General features: G+C 64.0%; 15 protein-coding genes. 11 read left to right on the forward strand and 4 right to left on the reverse strand.

The genetic code is table 11. The features are described 5' to 3' along the window. Nucleotides 1-25: 25 nt before the first annotated feature. Nucleotides 26-919 (forward strand): tRNA pseudouridine(38-40) synthase TruA, encoded by an 894-nt coding sequence (gene truA / locus FHS09_RS01645; protein WP_183455995.1) that lies wholly within the window; start codon nucleotides 26-28, stop codon nucleotides 917-919. Between the two features lie 68 nt (nucleotides 920-987). Here the strand turns inward: truA and FHS09_RS01650 are convergent, their stop codons facing one another. Genes FHS09_RS01650 through FHS09_RS01665 form a run of 4 tightly spaced genes read right to left on the reverse strand, consistent with a single transcriptional unit; the run spans nucleotide 988 to nucleotide 6,209 of the window. Beyond that, nucleotides 988-3,018 (reverse strand): S9 family peptidase, encoded by a 2,031-nt coding sequence (locus tag FHS09_RS01650; RefSeq protein ID WP_183455997.1) that lies wholly within the window; start codon nucleotides 3,016-3,018, stop codon nucleotides 988-990. Then, entirely contained in the window at nucleotides 3,015-4,883 is a 1,869-nt protein-coding gene (locus tag FHS09_RS01655) for a hypothetical protein (RefSeq protein ID WP_183455999.1), read from the reverse strand. The genes FHS09_RS01650 and FHS09_RS01655 overlap by 4 nt, the downstream gene beginning before the upstream one ends. Before the next feature lie 17 nt (nucleotides 4,884-4,900). Continuing rightward, nucleotides 4,901-5,812: an ABC transporter ATP-binding protein gene (locus FHS09_RS01660; protein ID WP_183456001.1), complete on the reverse strand. Its 912-nt coding sequence runs from the start codon at nucleotides 5,810-5,812 to the stop codon at nucleotides 4,901-4,903. After that, nucleotides 5,805-6,209 (reverse strand): GntR family transcriptional regulator, encoded by a 405-nt coding sequence (locus FHS09_RS01665; protein ID WP_221191721.1) that lies wholly within the window; start codon nucleotides 6,207-6,209, stop codon nucleotides 5,805-5,807. The genes FHS09_RS01660 and FHS09_RS01665 overlap by 8 nt, the downstream gene beginning before the upstream one ends. Nucleotides 6,210-6,362: 153 nt before the next feature. Here FHS09_RS01665 and FHS09_RS01670 point away from each other — a divergent pair, with 153 nt between their 5' ends. The 10 genes from FHS09_RS01670 to FHS09_RS01715 all read left to right on the forward strand — a co-directional run bounded on the left by FHS09_RS01670 (nucleotide 6,363) and on the right by FHS09_RS01715 (nucleotide 16,975). After that, complete coding sequence (locus FHS09_RS01670) at nucleotides 6,363-6,974, forward strand: phosphoribosylanthranilate isomerase (RefSeq protein WP_221191722.1); 612 nt, start codon at nucleotides 6,363-6,365, stop codon at nucleotides 6,972-6,974. Nucleotides 6,975-7,012: 38 nt separating this feature from the next. After that, entirely contained in the window at nucleotides 7,013-8,230 is a 1,218-nt protein-coding gene (trpB, locus tag FHS09_RS01675) for a tryptophan synthase subunit beta (protein WP_183456005.1), read from the forward strand. 39 nt (nucleotides 8,231-8,269) lie between these two features. Then, on the forward strand, nucleotides 8,270-9,079 hold the full coding sequence (gene trpA, locus FHS09_RS01680) for a tryptophan synthase subunit alpha (RefSeq protein WP_183456008.1): 810 nt from the start codon (nucleotides 8,270-8,272) through the stop codon (nucleotides 9,077-9,079). 164 nt (nucleotides 9,080-9,243) lie between these two features. Next, nucleotides 9,244-10,098: an acetyl-CoA carboxylase, carboxyltransferase subunit beta gene (accD, locus tag FHS09_RS01685; protein ID WP_183456010.1), complete on the forward strand. Its 855-nt coding sequence runs from the start codon at nucleotides 9,244-9,246 to the stop codon at nucleotides 10,096-10,098. Nucleotides 10,099-10,221: 123 nt separating this feature from the next. Then, a complete protein-coding gene (gene folC, locus FHS09_RS01690; protein WP_183456012.1) occupies nucleotides 10,222-11,478 on the forward strand; it encodes a bifunctional tetrahydrofolate synthase/dihydrofolate synthase in 1,257 nt (418 codons plus the stop codon). After that, on the forward strand, nucleotides 11,459-12,100 hold the full coding sequence (locus FHS09_RS01695) for an SPOR domain-containing protein (RefSeq protein ID WP_183456014.1): 642 nt from the start codon (nucleotides 11,459-11,461) through the stop codon (nucleotides 12,098-12,100). Before folC ends, FHS09_RS01695 begins: the two co-directional genes overlap by 20 nt. Nucleotides 12,101-12,211: 111 nt before the next feature. After that, nucleotides 12,212-12,706, forward strand: coding sequence for a CvpA family protein (locus FHS09_RS01700; RefSeq protein WP_183456016.1), 495 nt, complete (start codon nucleotides 12,212-12,214; stop codon nucleotides 12,704-12,706). A 23-nt stretch (nucleotides 12,707-12,729) separates the two neighbouring features. Further along, on the forward strand, nucleotides 12,730-14,217 hold the full coding sequence (gene purF / locus FHS09_RS01705; protein ID WP_183456017.1) for an amidophosphoribosyltransferase: 1,488 nt from the start codon (nucleotides 12,730-12,732) through the stop codon (nucleotides 14,215-14,217). Nucleotides 14,218-14,486: 269 nt separating this feature from the next. Continuing rightward, entirely contained in the window at nucleotides 14,487-15,668 is a 1,182-nt protein-coding gene (locus FHS09_RS01710; protein ID WP_183456019.1) for an O-succinylhomoserine sulfhydrylase, read from the forward strand. A gap of 383 nt (nucleotides 15,669-16,051) precedes the next feature. Then, nucleotides 16,052-16,975, forward strand: coding sequence for an AAA family ATPase (locus FHS09_RS01715; RefSeq protein WP_183456021.1), 924 nt, complete (start codon nucleotides 16,052-16,054; stop codon nucleotides 16,973-16,975). Nucleotides 16,976-17,011 lie beyond the last annotated feature (36 nt).

Below are 17,011 nucleotides of genomic sequence, written 5' to 3' on the forward strand. Positions count from 1 at the left end.
CGCGATCAGAGGTGGAACAAACGCAATGCAGCGTGACTATATCTACAAACCCAACGGCGAAGTCCCCCCCGGCGAACAGCTTCCCGAGGACCTTCGCCGCCTCGCCCTGGGCGTCGAGTACTGCGGAGCGCGCCTGCACGGCTTCCAGAAGCAGGCGTCCGCCGCAGAGACGGTGCAGGCCCACCTGGAGCAGGCCCTATCCAGCATCGCCAACGAGCCCGTGACCCTGGTGTGCGCCGGCCGCACCGACGCCGGCGTGCACGCCACCAACCAGGTGATTCACTTCGACACCCGCGCAGTGCGGCCGCAGCGCGCCTGGGTGCAGGGCGTCAACACCCACTTGCCGGATTCAGTGCGGGTGCGCTGGGCGCGGGAGGTGCCGGCGCAATTCCACGCGCGCTTTTCCGCCCGCGCGCGCAGCTACCGCTACCTGATCCACAGCGCGCCCACCCGCTCGGCCCAGGCCGCGGCGGAGGTGACTTGGACCCAGCATCCGCTGGATATCGAGGCCATGCGCAAAGGTGCCGCCCACCTGTTGGGGCGGCACGACTTCACCAGCTTCCGCGCCAGCCAGTGCCAGGCGAAAAGCCCGGTGCGCGACCTCACCCGCCTGGATATCGCCCGCGTCGGCCAACTGATCGTATTGGAGGTGAGCGCCAACGCCTTTCTCCACCATATGGTGCGCAATATCACCGGCGTGCTGATGGCGGTGGGGCGCGGCGAGAGAAAGCCGGAGTGGGTGAGGGAAGTCCTGGAGTCCCGCGACCGCACCGCCGGCGGCGTCACCGCGCCGCCGTTCGGACTCTATCTGGTGGATGTGGAATATCCGAAGGAATTCGATCTGCCCGAATCACAACCGGGACCACTGCTGGTGCCCCTGCCCCTAGGCAGACTGGGTACGGACACGCCACTGCTGTAGGAGCGGCCGTTGGCCGCGATCGGACTTTCGGGTTTCCTCTGACCCTCGATCGCGGCCAACGGCCGCTCCTACAAGTTTGCCGGGAGGCTCCTGCCGGCAATCAACAGGTTGCGCCGCAGGTAGCGCTGCAATTCCTCTGAAATTTCCTTCTGTCGTTGCCCGCCGAGATGCCGCGCGAGAAAGGTCTCCGTCAGGTAAAAATGCGCCTCCCGCGCCAGCGGGTTGCGGAAGTTGTGGCCTTCGTTCCCATCCAGCAGAAAACTGATGTCGTTCCCGTCGCCCTGCAGTTGCGCAACAAATCCCTTCACCCGTCGCTGATCCACCCGCCGGTCGCGGCCGCCGGCGATCACCAACAGCGGGCTTTTAATGGCTCCGGCGTGGGTGGCGGGCATGCGCGCGCGCATTTTTTTGACGAAGTGCGGATCGTCCAGGTCTCCCGCCAGTTCACCGAGAGACTGCGACCAGCGCAGGCCGTTGGCGCGCAGGTCGAAATGTTTGCTGTAGTCGCGCAGGCTACTGACCAGATCCACCGACGGTGACGAGGCCACACCGGCGCGGAAGCGTTCGGGCGTGAAAGTGAGGCCGGTGAACGCGGAGAAGCCGCCGAAAGAGTGGCCGACGATGGCCTGCTTTTGCGCATCGCCGATGCCGTTGGCGAGCAGCGTGTCGAGCCCGTCGAGAATATCCTGCTGCACCCGCCCTTTGCCGAATTCGCCCCTGCCGGCCAGGGCGAAATCGCGGCTGTAGCCGGTGGAGGCGCGGAAATTCGGTTCGTAGACGATATAGCCGCGGTTGGCGAGAAACTGGGTGTAACACTCCGGCCCGGAATCCACCCGGTTCCAGGGGCCGCCGTGGGGGCGGGCGATGATCGGTGTGCGGCTCAGGTCGCGGCCGCGCGGCAGGGTGACGTAGGCGTGAATGGGAAGGCCGTCCGAGGCGGTGAAGGTGAAGGGAATTTTTGCGGATAGCTGGCGTTCATTCTCAATGGTATTTTCGCTGTGGAATTCTTCGAGTATCCGCTCAGGTTTATGGCTTCCGGCACGCAGTAAAAAGTAGCGCGGGTGGTGGTAGTCGGAGCGCTCTTCGCGGACCAGCCAGTTGCCCATGGCACTATGGGCCTCGATCACCAGGTCGCTGCCGGCCAATGCGTGGTTCAGCTCGCGCACCCGCTGCTGGGCCCGGCCGAGACCGTAGTTGTGCCGGTAGTTGCTGCGGTAACTGGTGATCAGCGGGGTCCACCCATCGCGGGCGATCTGCACTGCGTCGAGACTGGCGATATCCAGCGGGTCCCGGTGCAGTTCGGTCACTTTTCCGGTATTGCTGTCCAGTTGCAAGAGGCGGCGGTACTGGTCCCTGTTCTGGTCATTGCCGTCGCTTAACAGCAATAGTTTGTCGCCGCGCAATCCCAGCAGCGCACAGGCGTCGAGAAAGTCGCAGTGGAAAACCTCGTGCTTTTCATCGCCCTCCAGTTCGAAGATAACCTGCCGGTCGCCCTGCGCCAGGCGCAGGAAGCGGATGCCGGATTGATCTGTCAGCAGGTCGCGCACCGGCTCCCGCGTGTGCAGCAGGCGGGTGCGCTCGCCGTTTTCGTTCAGGCGGTACAGGTTATAGCCGCCGCCGTCGTCCGGCAGGGACACAAACACAGCGGCGGCGGAGTTCGGGTCCACGCCGAGAAAACTCTCTTCTTTTTCTTCGTCCAGCCGTATCAGCAGGTGCGGCCGCCCGTTGTCGGCGGGCACTGCGGCCAGCCCGTCTTCAGTTTCCAGGAAGAGCCGGCGGCTGTCTCCGGACCAATACAGGTCGCGGACCGTTTTGCTGCGAAAGCGCTGCCGCTGTTTGCCACTTTGCAGGTCCAGCACACGTATGGCGAAATCGTCTCCCTCGCGAATGATAAAAGTCGCACTGCGTTCATCCGGAGACAGGCGAATGGGCCCGACTTTTGGCTGTGCGAGAAAGAATTCCCGCGGCAGCAGTTCGGCCGGGGTTTGGGATTCACTGCTCGCCACTGCGGCCTGCAGTGATTGCGGGAGCGGCGGACGTGTGGCCCCGGCGGCTGCGGCCCAGAGGAGGGCGGCGGTGACAATGCCCGTGCGTATCATGCCGGCTGCGCCTCGCCTGCGGCGTCCGCCTTGAACACTGTACCCCCGGCCTGGCGCCGGTCGGTTAAAAACAGGAAGCTCAGCAGGCCCGGCAGTCCGGTGAAGGCATTGCACAGTATCCAGCCGGCGCGACCGCGTTTGGACAGTGATGTGTGCCGGGAGAGCAGGGCGGTAGCCAGCGCGCACAGCAGCGCAGTCATCAGCATGGCGCCGCGCACGCCGCCGGGCAGCGGTCGCGACAGCAGTCTGCGCAGTGAGACTGAGTCCTCGGCGTGGGGCTCGATGGCCGACCAGGTCGCTTTGCCGAGATAGGCGAACAGGGGCGAGATAAGGTACTGCTTGTAGGTAAACCACGTGGGGTAAACCGGGTCCAGGTCCCGGCGGGCGACCATGCAGAAGCTTCCTTCCGCCAATGGCAGCAGGCCGCTGACCAGCAGCGCCGGGTCCCAGCCCTCGCGGCGGGAGGTGCCGTAGAAGAAGGTCAGGGCAAATCCATCGGCCAGTTCCGCGATATGGACCCAGTGGAGGTTGTCGAGGCCGCGCGGCAGCGGCACCACCGCCTCGGGCTGCAGCAATCCCTGCCCGTTGCGCGCCGCGTAAGCGTCAAAAAAATACAACCCGCGATCACTGAGCACTGCGGCTGTTTTCCCCTCCAGCAGCAGGCCGCTGCGGTATTCCTCATCGCCTTGCAGAGAGTGGCGCAACGCCAGGCGCCGGTTGTCGAAGTCGGCGCTATAGAGAGCGCGGCGCGTAACCAGGCTGGTATCGTCGACGGTCAGGGGAATTTCACCAAAGTATTCCGCTGTCGGCAGGCCGGCCGCGGACGGGTAGACAGCGCCACTGATTCCCATCCAGCCGCTGTCCGCGCCGCTGCGGCTGTTGATGCCCTTGAACAGCATCCGATCGTGGCTGAAGTGCCACTCGATGCTGCGTTCCCTGTCGATCAGAATATTGCCGTGGTCGGCAAAAGGCAGTTGCTGGGCAAAGGGCAGGTGGTTCCAGGCGGGGCGTATCCCGTGAATTTCGGCAATCCCGAGTTCCCGTTTCAACATCGGCTCGGCGCTGTCGGCAAAGGCGTATTGCATGGCCGCCGCGGCGCTCGCCATCGATCTGAAGCCGGCTCGCGTATCGGGGGCGGGATTGTAGTTGGGGTGCTGATTGATCGCCATCAGGCCCATCTGGTAGCCGAGGGAGATAGAGACATGCAGTACGCAGTAGAGACCCCACTGTACTGCCAGCGCCGTGGGCAGCAGTGTGGCCAGGGATCTGGGGTGGGCCTGTCGGTCCGGCTTGAAGGCGCAGCGGTTCAGCCACAGCAGCAGGCCGATCACCGCCAGCTGTGGCAGGAAAATCCATAGCCCCGCTTCCCGGGTCATAAACAGCGTCGGCAGTGCCAGCACAAACAGGGCGGCGCGGGAGGAACTCAGCAGGATAAAAGTGCCGCACAGGTAGCAGGCGAATACCAACCCGAACAGGTACAGCGGCAGCAGGTAGAAACGCAGATCCATAGTCAGGGCGCTGCCGAGATCCATACCCAGTATTACCAGGTAAAGCGGCGCGGCAATGACACCGAGAACCAGCAGGGCCGCGGCACCGACCAGCGACAGCCAGATGCGCGCGGGGGCCAGCGGGCGGTGTACCAGAAATGCCCATTGGCTGTCCCGCCGGTAGCCGCCGACCTGCAACAGGCCGAAGATAAGCCCAAGCAGCGCGTAGAGAATGGCCCCGCTGAAGGCGATGGCGACGTCGGATGCGCGCAGGGAGCCGCCGATATACAAGTTGCCGAGCAGCAGCAGGTGCAGCGCCGCCATACCCAGCGCCCATTTGCGAAAGCGCAGGCATTCGCATTTGATCAGAGCCCACATAGTATTTCCTCCCTGGGTTAGCGCGCGTTGCGATCCGGTGTCCGGTGGTTTTTGGCCAGGTAGCCGATGATCGCCTGGTCCAGGCTGACCGCCTGTCTGCTGTGCACCCTGGCGCCGCGCTCCCGCAAAAACTGCTGCAGGTGCTCGCCGGCGTCTATCACCATCAGGTGGTGTTGATCGTCGATGCGACGGGCCTGCAGTAGGCCGGGAATTTCGTCGTTGGCGGGGCGGTTGCCGGGGAGGTCCACTATCCAGTAGCCGACCCGTGCGCGGAATTCATCCGGCGGCGACATGGAGCGCAGCTGGCCCCGCTCCATAATCAGCAGGTTGTCCGCGACCCTCTCTATCTCTTCCATCTGGTGCGAACAGTAAATAATCGTGCCGCCTTGCTCGGCCCCGATAAACATCAGCGCTTCCAGAAAGGCGCGTTTGGCGATCACGTCCAAGCCGAGGGTGGGCTCGTCCAAAATCAGCAGTTCGGGACTTTGCGCCAGTGCCAGGGAGAGGTTGAAGCCTGCGCGTTCGCCGCGGGACAACTCGCCCACACGCTGGTCCGGGTGGACATCGAAGTTGCCGAGCACTTCCCGATAGATGTCTTCCCGCCACTGCGGGTAGAGCCTCTGCTGCATCGCCTTGACCGCCTCGACGCGCATCCAGTCGGGCAGGGTGTGCTCTTCGTTGACGAAGCCAATGCGCCCGCGCAGTTCCGGGGTAAGGGCCCCGCTGTCACGACCGAGAATCTGCGAGCGGCCGCTACTGGGTTGGGCCAACCCCAGGAGCAGGCGAAACAGCGTGGACTTGCCGGCGCCGTTGCTGCCGACGATGGCGTGAATGCCACCGCGGGGAATTTCCACGGTCAGCCGGTTCAGCGCCCGCTTGCGCCCGTAGTGCTTGCTGAGGTTGTCGGTGGCTATTGCAAGATCATTCATTGCCGGCACTCCTTGCACTGCGTATGTCGAGTGCCCTCAGGTCGCGCTCCAGGCGCTGCAGCAGTTCGTCGGGATCGTAATCCAGGCCGATCACCTGATTGATGAACTGTTGAACGGCTTCGTTCAGCCGCCGCTCCCGCTCCCGGTCACTGAACAGCTTGCGTGGCTTGGAAACGAACAGCCCCAGCCCGGGGCGCGATTCCAGCCAGCCCTGGGCGGTGAGTTCGTTGTAGGCCTTGGCTACGGTATTGGTGTTTACTGTCAGCTGCATGGCCAGGCCGCGCACGCTGGGCAGTTTGGTGCCCGGTTCCAGTTCACCGGTGGCTATCTGCAGGCGGATGCTGTCGACTATCTGGCGGAAAATGGGGCGCGAGTCGCCAGTGCTGATCTGTATCAAGGGGGCTCTCCGTTCCATGTGTACTGTGTGTGGTGGTACAGTAGGGGCGAGAGAGTTGTCTGTCAACCGCTGTTGGTTGGTGGCTGTGCATTTCACGCCAACCGTCAATCTGCTAGTATCGCGGGCTCCCTCATTTTCGGACCGCTGGTCGCGATGCAAGTAAAAATCTGCGGCATCACCAATATCGAAGACGCGACTGCAGCGGTGGCCGCCGGTGCCGATGCGCTGGGGTTGGTGTTTTACTCGGCCAGCCCGCGTTGTATCGACGGGTCGCGGGCGGCCGCCATCGCCGCGGCGGTATCGCCCTTCGTCACTCTCACAGGTTTGTTTGTGAATGCCACGGCGGCGGAGATTGAACAGGTGTTGGCGGAGGTGCCGCTCAACCTGCTGCAGTTCCACGGCGATGAGAGCGCCGAATATTGCGAGCAGTTCCGGCGCCCCTATATCAAGGCGCTGCGCATGAAAGACGGCCTGGATGTGCTCGCGGCCATGGCGGCGCACCCGAAAGCGCGGGGATTTCTGCTCGACGCCTACCGCCCGGGAGTGCCCGGCGGCACCGGTGAAACCTTCGACTGGCAGCGGGTGCCCCAAGACAGCGGGCGCGAAGTCATACTCGCCGGCGGCCTGACGCCGGACAATGTGGCCGCGGCCATCGCCGCGGCGCGGCCGCAGGCGGTGGACGTCAGCGGCGGCGTGGAGGCGACGCCGGGGCGCAAGGACCATAACAAGGTCAGGGAATTTGTTCAGGCGGCCAAAGGCCGGTGATAAGTGGTTAGTGATCAGTGGGAAATGGAGTCTTTAAAGTGAGTGATTCAGACGTGGTGGATTTTTCAGCTTATCCGGATGCCGGCGGGCACTTCGGTCCCTACGGCGGCCGCTTTGTGTCGGAGACGCTGATCAGCGCGCTGGACGAATTGCAGGCGATGTACTCTAGCCTGAAAGACGATCCGGAATTCCAGGCCGCCTTCGACTACGATCTCGCCCACTATGTGGGCCGCCCCTCGCCGCTGTACCTGGCTGAGCGGCTGACGGCGCAGGCCGGCGGCGCGCGCATCTGGCTCAAGCGCGAGGACCTGAATCACACCGGCGCGCACAAGGTAAACAACACCGTGGGCCAGGCGCTGCTGGCCAAGCGCAGCGGCAAGAGCCGCGTGATCGCCGAGACCGGTGCCGGCCAGCACGGCGTCGCCACCGCCACCGTGGCCGCGCGCCTGGGATTGAAATGCGCGGTGTACATGGGCGCGGAGGACGTCAAGCGCCAATCCCCCAATGTCTACCGCATGAAATTGCTCGGTGCGGAAGTGATTCCGGTGGAATCCGGTTCCAAGACCCTGAAGGATGCCATGAACGAGGCCATGCGCGATTGGGTCACGAACGTGGACGACACCTTCTACATCATCGGCACCGTTGCCGGCCCCCACCCCTATCCGCAACTGGTACGGGATTTCAACTCGGTGATCGGCCGCGAGGCGCGCCGCCAGAGCCTGGAGGAATTCGGTCGTCTGCCGGACGCCCTGGTAGCCTGTGTCGGCGGCGGCTCCAACGCCATCGGCCTGTTCCATCCCTTCCTGAACGACAGTGAAGTGAAAATGTACGGCGTGGAAGCGGGCGGCGAGGGCCTGGCCACCGGCCGCCACGCGGCGCCGCTGAACGAGGGCGTGCCGGGCATACTGCACGGCAATCGCACCTACCTGATGGAGGATGAGGACGGCCAGATTATCGAGACCCACTCGGTTTCCGCGGGTCTCGACTACCCGGGGGTGGGCCCGGAGCACGCCTGGCTGAAGGATATCGGCCGCGTGGAATACGTGACCGCGGACGACAGCGAGGCCCTGGACGCCTTCCGCAAACTCACCCGAACCGAGGGCATCCTGCCGGCGCTGGAGTCCAGCCACGCGGTGGCCTACGCGCTGAAGCTGGCGGCCACCATGACGCCGGAGCAGAACATCGTGGTCAACCTGTCTGGCCGCGGCGACAAGGATATTTTTACCGTAGCCGCCATCGACGGCATCAAGGTGTAGGAGCGGCCGCTGGCCGCGATCGGAATTGGAATAAAACTCGTGACAAAAGAAAACAGAATCGACCGCCGCTTCGCCCAACTGCGCGCCGAGGGCCGCAAGGCGCTGGTGACCTATATCGTCGCCGGCGACGGCGGCCTGGGAAACACCGTGCCGATGATGCACCAGTTGGTGGAGGCCGGTTCCGACCTGATTGAGCTGGGTGTGCCTTTCTCCGACCCCATGGCCGAGGGGCCGGTGATCCAAAAGGGCCACGAGCGGGCCCTCGAACACAAGTCATCCCTGCGCAAATGCCTGGAGCTGGTGAAGGAATTCCGCCGGGAGGACGGGGAGACCCCGGTAATCCTGATGGGGTACGCCAACCCCATTGAAAAAATGGGCGCGGAGCAGTTTGCCGATGCGGCCCGGGATGCCGGTGTGGACGGCGCGCTCACCGTGGACCTGCCGGCGGAAGAGGCGGGGCCATTGAATCAGCTGCTGGGCGAGCGCGGCCTGCGCAATATTTTCCTGCTCACGCCGACCACCAGCGAAGAGCGCATCGGAGCGATCACCCGGTTGGCCAGCGGCTTTGTCTACTATGTTTCCCTGAAGGGAGTCACGGGGGCCGGGCACCTGGACCTGGATTCGGTGCGCGACAACCTGGCGCGCATCCGCCGCCACACCGACCTGCCGCTGTGCGTGGGTTTCGGTATCAAGGACGGCGCCTCCGCCCGGGCGGTGAGCGAACCTGGCGACGGTGCGGTTGTGGGCAGCGTACTGGTATCCACCATCGGCGAGGCGCGGGATGCCGCCGAAGCCAAAGGCAAAATCACATCGCTGGTCGGCGAAATGCGCGCGGCACTGGATGCATAACCCGGTGCGCATGGCGCACCTACCTGAATGACGGAGTGGCCAGAAAGCCCGGTGCTGCGACTGATCTGGCCAAGTCTGCCGTTTCGCTTAGTGTTTTAATTCTCAGCCTGAAAAATACCGGCTGGTAGAATAGCGCCGGCCTGGAAAAACCATCGGAAGACGAGATGAGCTGGTTAGAAAAAATTGTCCCCGCAGTAATCCGCACCGAGCGCCGCAAGGGCGCCAGCAAGGTTCCGGAGGGCGTGTGGAAAAAGTGCGTCAAGTGCGACGCCATGCTCTACCGCCCGGAGCTGGAGCGCAATCTGGATGTGTGCCCCAAGTGCGACCACCACTTCCGTATCGGCGCCCGCCGCCGCTTGGATATGTTCCTCGACGAAGAGGAGCGCGAGGAGCTGGCCACCGACGTGGTGCCGGTGGACCGCCTGAAATTCAAAGACGTAAAAAAATACAAGGACCGCCTCACCCAGGCGCAGAAGGCGACCGGGGAAAAGGACGCATTGATTGCCATGCGCGGCACCCTGAAGGGCAAACCCCTGGTGGCGGTGGCCTTCGAGTTCGCGTTTCACGGTGGCTCCATGGGCTATGTGGTGGGTGAGCGCTTCACCCGTGCGGCCCAGCGCGCGCTGGATGAGGGTATCCCACTGGTGTGCTTTTCCGCTACCGGCGGCGCGCGCATGCAGGAGGCGCTGATCTCGCTGATGCAGATGGCCAAGACCTCCGCGGTGCTGGAGAAGCTGAAAATGGCCGGCGTGCCCTATATCTCCATCATGACCGACCCGGTGTACGGCGGCGTGTCCGCCTCCCTGGCCCTGCTGGGAGACATCAACGCCGCCGAGCCCGGCGCCCGCGCCGGTTTTGCCGGCCCCAATATCATCGAGCAGACCATCCGCCAGAAGCTGCCCAAGGGGTTCCAGCGCACTGAATTCCTGCTGGAGCACGGCGCCATCGATATGATCATTCCCCGCGCGGAGATGCGCAGAACGGTTGCGCGGTTGCTGGGCAAACTGAGCGGCGCCTGATTCAAATAGATCTCCCTGTAGGAGCGGCCGTTGGCCGCGATCAGTCTTTGATATAAACCACTACTGATCGCGGCCAATGGCGGATGGCCGCCCCGCCGCTCCTACATAGTTACGATACCGACTATGTCCTCACTGCAAGACTGGCTCTCCCGCCTGGAGCGGCTACACCCGACCGAAATCGAACTGGGCCTGGACCGCGTGGCCCGGGTGGCGCGCGCGCTGGATGTGCAGAAACCGGCTCCCAAAGTCATCACCGTCGCCGGCACCAACGGCAAGGGTTCCTGTATCGCCGCCATGGAGGCACTGCTGCGCGCCGGCGGCCATTCGGTGGGTGCCTACAGTTCCCCCCATCTGCTGCGTTTCAACGAGCGGGTGCGCATCCACGGCGCGGAAGTGGAAGGCGCCGAGCTGGTGCGCGCTTTCGAGGCGGTGGAGGCCGTGCGGGGCGAAGTCAGCCTCACCTATTTCGAATACACCACCCTGGCGGCGCTGTGGCTGTTCCGGGAAGCCGGCGTGGAGTTCGCCCTGCTGGAGGTGGGCCTCGGCGGGCGCCTGGATGCGGTCAACCTGGTGGATGCGGATATCGCGGTGATCACCAGCATAGCGGTGGATCACGAAGACTGGCTGGGCAGCGACCGGGAAGTCATCGGGCGGGAGAAGGCCGGTATTCTGCGCCCGGGGGCCCCCTTTGTCTGCGCCGATCCGGAGCCGCCGCTGTCGGTCGCTTCGGCGGCCGGCGGGCTGGGCTGTCCCAGCTATTTTATCGGCCGCGACTTCCTGGTCGACGGCGCCGGCTATCGTTTTGGCGAGCTCGGCTTCGAACTGCCGCCCACCGGCCTGCCGCGCCCCAGTATTGCCGCCGCCGTCACCGCGCTGGCGGTGCTCGGCGCGCTGCCGGAGGATGTCGAAGGGGCGCTGGCGCCGCTCGAACTGGCGGGGCGCTGCCAGCAGATCCACTGGTGGGGCCGTTCGCTGCTGCTGGATGTGGGACACAACCCGGCGGCCGCGGAGTACCTGGCGCGCCGGCTGGAGGGCAACCCCATTGCCGGTGAGACCCGGGCGCTGGTGGCGGTCATGGCCGACAAGGACCTGCCGGGGCTGTTTACGCCCCTGGTCGAAAAGGTCGATTCCTGGTATCCGTCGCTGCTGCCGGGCAATGAGCGCGCGGCCGGCTGCCCCGTGCTGATCGCCGGGCTGCGCAGCGCCGGCGTGGCGGAAGGCCGTATCCGCGCCGACTGCGCGCCGGTCCGAGAGGCCCTGGAGCGGGCCCTGGGTGAGATCGGTGTCAAAGACAGGTTGCTTGTCTTCGGTTCCTTCTTTACTGTTGCGGAAGTTTTACAGTACATACGAGAAGGCGGCGATGGCGAGCCGGGACTTTGATCTCGCAAAACACGGCCCGGTAAGGCGGGCCCGGCTGAACGATGGCTTCAAGCAGCGCATCGTGGGCGCGCTGGTGCTCGCTGCGCTGGCAGTGATCTTCCTGCCGACCCTGTTCGACCGCGAGGGCGCCCGCTATATCGACGCCACCAGCCAGATTCCGCCGGCGCCGGATATCCAGCCCATCGAGATCGCCGAGCCCCGGCCGGTGACGGATGTAGCCCCGGCCCCCACACCGGAAGACGCCTTCCAGCCGGAATTGGTGGAACAGCCTTCCAAACCGCCAGCGCCGCCGGAGAAAAATGTTGCGCAAAAGCCGGCTGCGGAAAACGAAACTCCGGCGGTACAAAAAGACGATCCGCCCATTCTCGACGCCCGCGGCCTGCCGGTCGCCTGGGTAGTGCAGGTGGCCTCCTACAGCGATGAAGCCCGCGCGGAACGACTCCGCACGCGTCTGATGGATGAGGGCTACAAGGCCTATACCCGCGGGGTGACCACCGACAAAGGCCGCTTTGTGCGGGTATTCGTGGGCCCGAAAGTCAGCGAGGCGGATGCCCGGGGGGCCAAGCGCGAACTGGACCAGTTGCTCGGTGCGCAGACTCTGGTATTGCGTTTCAAGCCCTGATGCGCAATGCATATTCTTCCGCGATTCCCTTTCCACTGATCCCTGTTCACTGACCATCGATCACTGTAAAATGCGCGCTCTTCGCGGCAGCCGCCGAGGCGGGTAGGTTGAATGAATTGGGCTGACTGGACCATCCTGGCGATCGTGGCCATTTCCACGCTGATCGGTCTCAGTCGGGGTTTTGTGCGCGAAACCCTTTCCCTGCTCACCTGGGTGGCGGCCTTCGTGGTGGCGATGATGTTCCGCGACGAACTGGCCCCGCTGCTCTCCCGTCTGGTGGACACCCCCTCGCTGCAGGCGATTGCTGCCTTCGCCATCCTGTTTATCTTTACCCTGCTCGCCGGCGCCGGTCTCAATATGACCCTGTCTGCCTTTGTAGAGGCCACCGGGCTGTCCGGTACCGACCGGGTGCTGGGGATGGTGTTCGGACTGCTGCGCGGCGGCATTGTCGTGCTGACGCTGCTGATAGTGGCCCCGGCTCTGGTGCCGGTGGAGGAGGACGGCTGGTGGCGGGAGTCGGTGCTGATTCCCCACTTCCTGGAGTTCGAGGACCGGGCGCGGGAGGCGGCCGCTGCGCTCAAGGAATTCTTTGTAAATCTTTTTTGACTGTTTTCACTGGGGCAAAAACTATGTGTGGTATTGTCGGTATTGTCGGTAAGAGTGACGTCAATCTGCAGCTGTACGACGCGCTCACCCTGCTGCAACACCGCGGACAGGACGCCGCCGGCATCGTCACCTGCGATGGTGACCGACTCTGCCAGCAGAAAGCCAACGGCCTGGTGCGCGACGTGTTCCGCGCGCGGCATATGCAGAGGCTCACTGGCAACTTCGGCATCGGCCATGTGCGATATCCCACCGCCGGCAGTTCCGGCCCCGCTCTTGCCCAGCCCTTCTACGTCAACTCCCCCTACGGCATCGCCATGGGCCACAACGGCAACCTCACCAACATGCGCGAAGTGGTGGAGGAAATCTTCCAGCAGGACCTGCGCCATATCAACACCGATTCCGATTCCGAAGTGCTGCTGAATGTGTTCGCCCACGAACTGCACAAGCTGGGCAAACTGCAGCCTAATGCGGGAGATATCTTCACCGCGATGAAAGCGGTGCACAAACGGGTGCGCGGCGGCTACGCCTGCGTAGCGCTGATCGTCGGCTACGGCATCGTCGCCTTCCGCGATCCCCACGGCATACGCCCGCTGGTGTACGGCAAGCGCGAGACGGACAAGGGCACCGAGTATATGGTGGCCTCGGAATCCGTGGCCCTGGACGTGCTGGGCTACACCCTGGTGCGCGACGTGGCGCCGGGCGAGGCCATCTATATCGAACTGGACGGCACCGTACACGCGGAACAGTGCGCGGAAAATCCCTCCCTCAACCCGTGTATTTTCGAACACGTGTACTTTGCACGGCCGGACTCCATTATGGATGGCGTGTCGGTGCACAAGGCGCGCCTGCGCCAGGGCGAACACCTGGCGGAAAAGATCCTGCGCGAGCGCCCGGACCACGATATCGACGTGGTGATTCCCATTCCCGACTCCGCGCGAATCGCCGGGCAGACGGTGGCGCACAACCTCGGGGTAAAATTCCGCGAGGGCATGGTGAAGAACCGCTATATCGGCCGCACCTTTATCATGCCGGGGCAGAAACAGCGCAAGAAGTCCGTGCGTCAGAAACTGAATCCCATCACACTGGAATTCCGCGGCAAGAACGTGTTGCTGGTAGACGACTCCATCGTGCGCGGCACCACCTGTAAACAGATTATCCAAATGGCGCGGGAGGCGGGCGCCGCCAAGGTATATTTCGCCACCGCGGCGCCGGCGGTGAAATATCCCAACGTCTACGGCATCGACATGCCCTCCGCCAGCGAACTGGTGGCCCATGATCGCACTACCGAGGAAATCTGTAAGGAGATCGGTGCCGACTGGCTGATCTACCAGGACCTGGCAGACCTGGTGGTCAGCTCCGCCGAAGGCAACAGCGAGATCGAGCAGTTCGACTGCTCGGTATTCGACGGCAACTACATCACCGGCGACGTGGACGAAGAGTACCTGGAGCAACTGCACGCCGAGCGCAACGACGCGGCAAAGAACAGCAACGGCAGCCACAGCTCACTGTAGCCAGCCGGGACAAATTTGCCGGGAGCAAATTTGGGCAGCTTCTCAAGCTGGCCGAAGGCGGAGGCACATGGATGTGCCGAGTCACCGCCGAGCCCCAGCTCGGCTCGCGGGCCGAAGGCCCGCTTCTACATTCGACGGGACCCGGGACCGCGGAGCTCCAGCTCCGCTTGCGGGCCGAAGGCCCGCTCAGGTGAGCCATTCTCCGCCATATCGGTTAACATAACCGCCTCCGCAAAAAGCATCTCTCTTTAAAAAAACCGGGACGGTTTATGTTCGAAGACGAAGGCTATTCACTGGATACCCTGGCAGTGCGCGCCGGGCAGAGCCGCTCTCCCGAGGGCGAGCACTCCGAGGCCCTCTACCTCACCTCCAGTTACGTATTCCCCTCCGCCGCAGAAGCCGCGGCGCGTTTTACCGGTGAGTCCACCGGCAACGTCTATTCCCGCTACACCAATCCCACGGTGCGAATGTTCGAACAGCGTATCGCCGCGCTGGAAGGCGGCGAGGCGGCGGTGGCCACGGCCAGCGGCATGGCCGCGATCCTCAGCCTGTGCATGGCGCTGCTCAAATCCGGCGACAAGGTGATCTGTTCGCGCAGTGTCTTCGGCACCACCACCGCGCTGTTCACCCGCTATATGGAAAAGTTCGGCGTGCGCGTGGCCTTCGTGGACCTTACCGACATGCATTCCTGGCAGGGCGCCCTCGACGGCGACACCAAGCTGCTGTTTATGGAGACGCCCTCCAACCCGCTGTGCGAAGTGGCGGATATCCGCCAACTGGCGGATCTGGCTCACAGCGCCGGCGCGCTGCTGGTGGTGGACAACTGCTTCTGCACCCCGGCACTGCAGCGCCCGCTGGAACTGGGCGCGGATATCGTGGTGCATTCCGCCACCAAATACCTGGACGGCCAGGGACGCTGCGTAGGCGGCGTGGCCGTGGGCAGCAAAGAATTCATGGACGAACTGGTGATCTTCCTGCGCACCGCCGGCCCCAGCATGAGCCCCTTCAACGCCTGGGTGTTCCTCAAAGGCCTGGAAACCTTGAACCTGCGCATGCAGGCTCACTGCCGCAACGCGTTGGCGCTGGCCTGGTGGCTGGACGAGCAGGCCGCGGTGGAAAAGGTGAACTACGCCGGCCTGCCCAAGCATCCGGGCCACCTGCTAGCGGCCAAGCAGCAGTCCGCATTCGGCGGTGTGCTCAGTTTCACCGTGCGCGGCGGCCGCGAGGAGGCGTGGAAGGTGATCGATAACTGCAGGATCTTCTCCTGCACCGCGAACCTGGGCGACGCCAAAAGCACCATTGTACACCCGGCCACCACTACCCACGGCCGCCTCAGCGAGGAGGATAAAGCTCGCGCCGGTATCACCGAAAACCTGATCCGCGTCTCCGTGGGCCTGGAAGATATAGGGGACCTGCAGCGGGACCTGGATCGGGGGCTGGCGCAGCTGTAACTGGCGCTGTTTGTGACGGCGAGGGCAGAGTCCTTGCGCCAAACACCTATGATTAACTATTGGCACTGTCGCTCCGGTTGTGACTGCACCCTGTACGCGATCGATGTTCGGGAAAGACGGATAATCCGATCGCGGCCGTGGGCGGATGGCCGCCCCGCCGCTCCTACAACGACAACGCGATGCGAAGGCCTCGATGCCGGGAGCTTTTTGCCAGACCTTCTGCGGCCATGGATGGCCGTGGAGAGCGTACAGGGACGTATTTAAGGGGGGCGCCCAGCCCGTGTCTGGCGAAAAGCTCCCGGCAGCGGGGCCGCCACGAAGTTTAGAACAGGGCCAATTACCCGGAAACTCCGGACAAAAAACAGAGCAGTAATGGATTCGCCGTGCAAAAACTGATTTCCCATATCGTTGCCGATATCGGCAGGGTGCTGCTGGGCAAGGAGCACCAGGTCAAGCTGGCGCTCGCCTGCCTGTTGTCCCGTGGACACCTGCTGATCGAGGACCTGCCCGGCATGGGCAAGACCACTCTGGCCCACGCCCTGGCGCAGGTATTGGGGCTGTCCTACAAGCGGGTGCAGTTCACCAGCGACATGCTCCCGGCGGATATTCTCGGAGTGTCCATCTTCGAGCGGGACTCCGGCCAGTTCCGCTTCCACGAGGGTCCGGTGTTCAGCCAGCTGCTGCTAGCGGACGAGATCAATCGCTCATCCCCAAAGACCCAGAGCGCGCTGCTGGAAGCCATGGAAGAGCGCCAGGTGAGCGTCGACGGCGAGACGCGCCCGCTGCCGGAACCCTTCTTCGTGATCGCGACGCAAAACCCGCTGCACCAGTCGGGCACCTTCGCGCTGCCGGAATCCCAACTGGACCGCTTCCTGATGCGCATCGGCCTGGGCTATCCCACCCGCGAAGCGGAACGGGCGCTGTTCAATGGCGTTGACCCGCGTGCGCAGTTGCGCCAACTGCAGCCGCGGATCGACGGCGCCACACTGCAGAAAATGCAGCGCCTGGTGGGCCAGGTGAAGGCCTCCGAAAGCCTGCTGGACTACGTCGAACGCCTGGTGCAGCACACCCGCCAGAGCCCCGAATGCGCCGTCGGCCTGTCCCCCCGCGGCGCCCTGGCGCTGTTGCATGCGGCCCGCGCCTGGGCGCTGATCCACGGCCGCGGTCACCTGTTGCCGGAGGACGTGCAGGCGGTGCTGCCGGCGGTGGCCGGGCACCGGCTGCACAGCGGCTCTCAAGGTGACTGGGGCGACGGTACCCATCTGGTGGAGCGCCTGATGCACCAGGTCGATATCATCGCGGCCTGATTCCATGGCTGCCCCGAATAGCACAGATCGTTCGCC

The sequence above is a fragment of the Microbulbifer rhizosphaerae genome (assembly GCF_014191725.1).
In the GTDB taxonomy this organism is placed as follows: Bacteria; Pseudomonadota; Gammaproteobacteria; order Pseudomonadales; family Cellvibrionaceae; genus Microbulbifer; species Microbulbifer rhizosphaerae.

Coding starts and splice junctions, on each gene's coding strand:
- truA (WP_183455995.1), top strand. CDS start 26: ATGCAGCGTGACTATATCTACAAACCCAACGGCGAAGTCCCCCCCGGC.
- FHS09_RS01650 (WP_183455997.1), bottom strand. CDS start 3,018: ATGATACGCACGGGCATTGTCACCGCCGCCCTCCTCTGGGCCGCAGCC.
- FHS09_RS01655 (WP_183455999.1), bottom strand. CDS start 4,883: ATGTGGGCTCTGATCAAATGCGAATGCCTGCGCTTTCGCAAATGGGCG.
- FHS09_RS01660 (WP_183456001.1), bottom strand. CDS start 5,812: ATGAATGATCTTGCAATAGCCACCGACAACCTCAGCAAGCACTACGGG.
- FHS09_RS01670 (WP_221191722.1), top strand. CDS start 6,363: ATGCAAGTAAAAATCTGCGGCATCACCAATATCGAAGACGCGACTGCA.
- accD (WP_183456010.1), top strand. CDS start 9,244: ATGAGCTGGTTAGAAAAAATTGTCCCCGCAGTAATCCGCACCGAGCGC.
- folC (WP_183456012.1), top strand. CDS start 10,222: ATGTCCTCACTGCAAGACTGGCTCTCCCGCCTGGAGCGGCTACACCCG.
- FHS09_RS01695 (WP_183456014.1), top strand. CDS start 11,459: ATGGCGAGCCGGGACTTTGATCTCGCAAAACACGGCCCGGTAAGGCGG.
- FHS09_RS01700 (WP_183456016.1), top strand. CDS start 12,212: ATGAATTGGGCTGACTGGACCATCCTGGCGATCGTGGCCATTTCCACG.
- purF (WP_183456017.1), top strand. CDS start 12,730: ATGTGTGGTATTGTCGGTATTGTCGGTAAGAGTGACGTCAATCTGCAG.
- FHS09_RS01710 (WP_183456019.1), top strand. CDS start 14,487: ATGTTCGAAGACGAAGGCTATTCACTGGATACCCTGGCAGTGCGCGCC.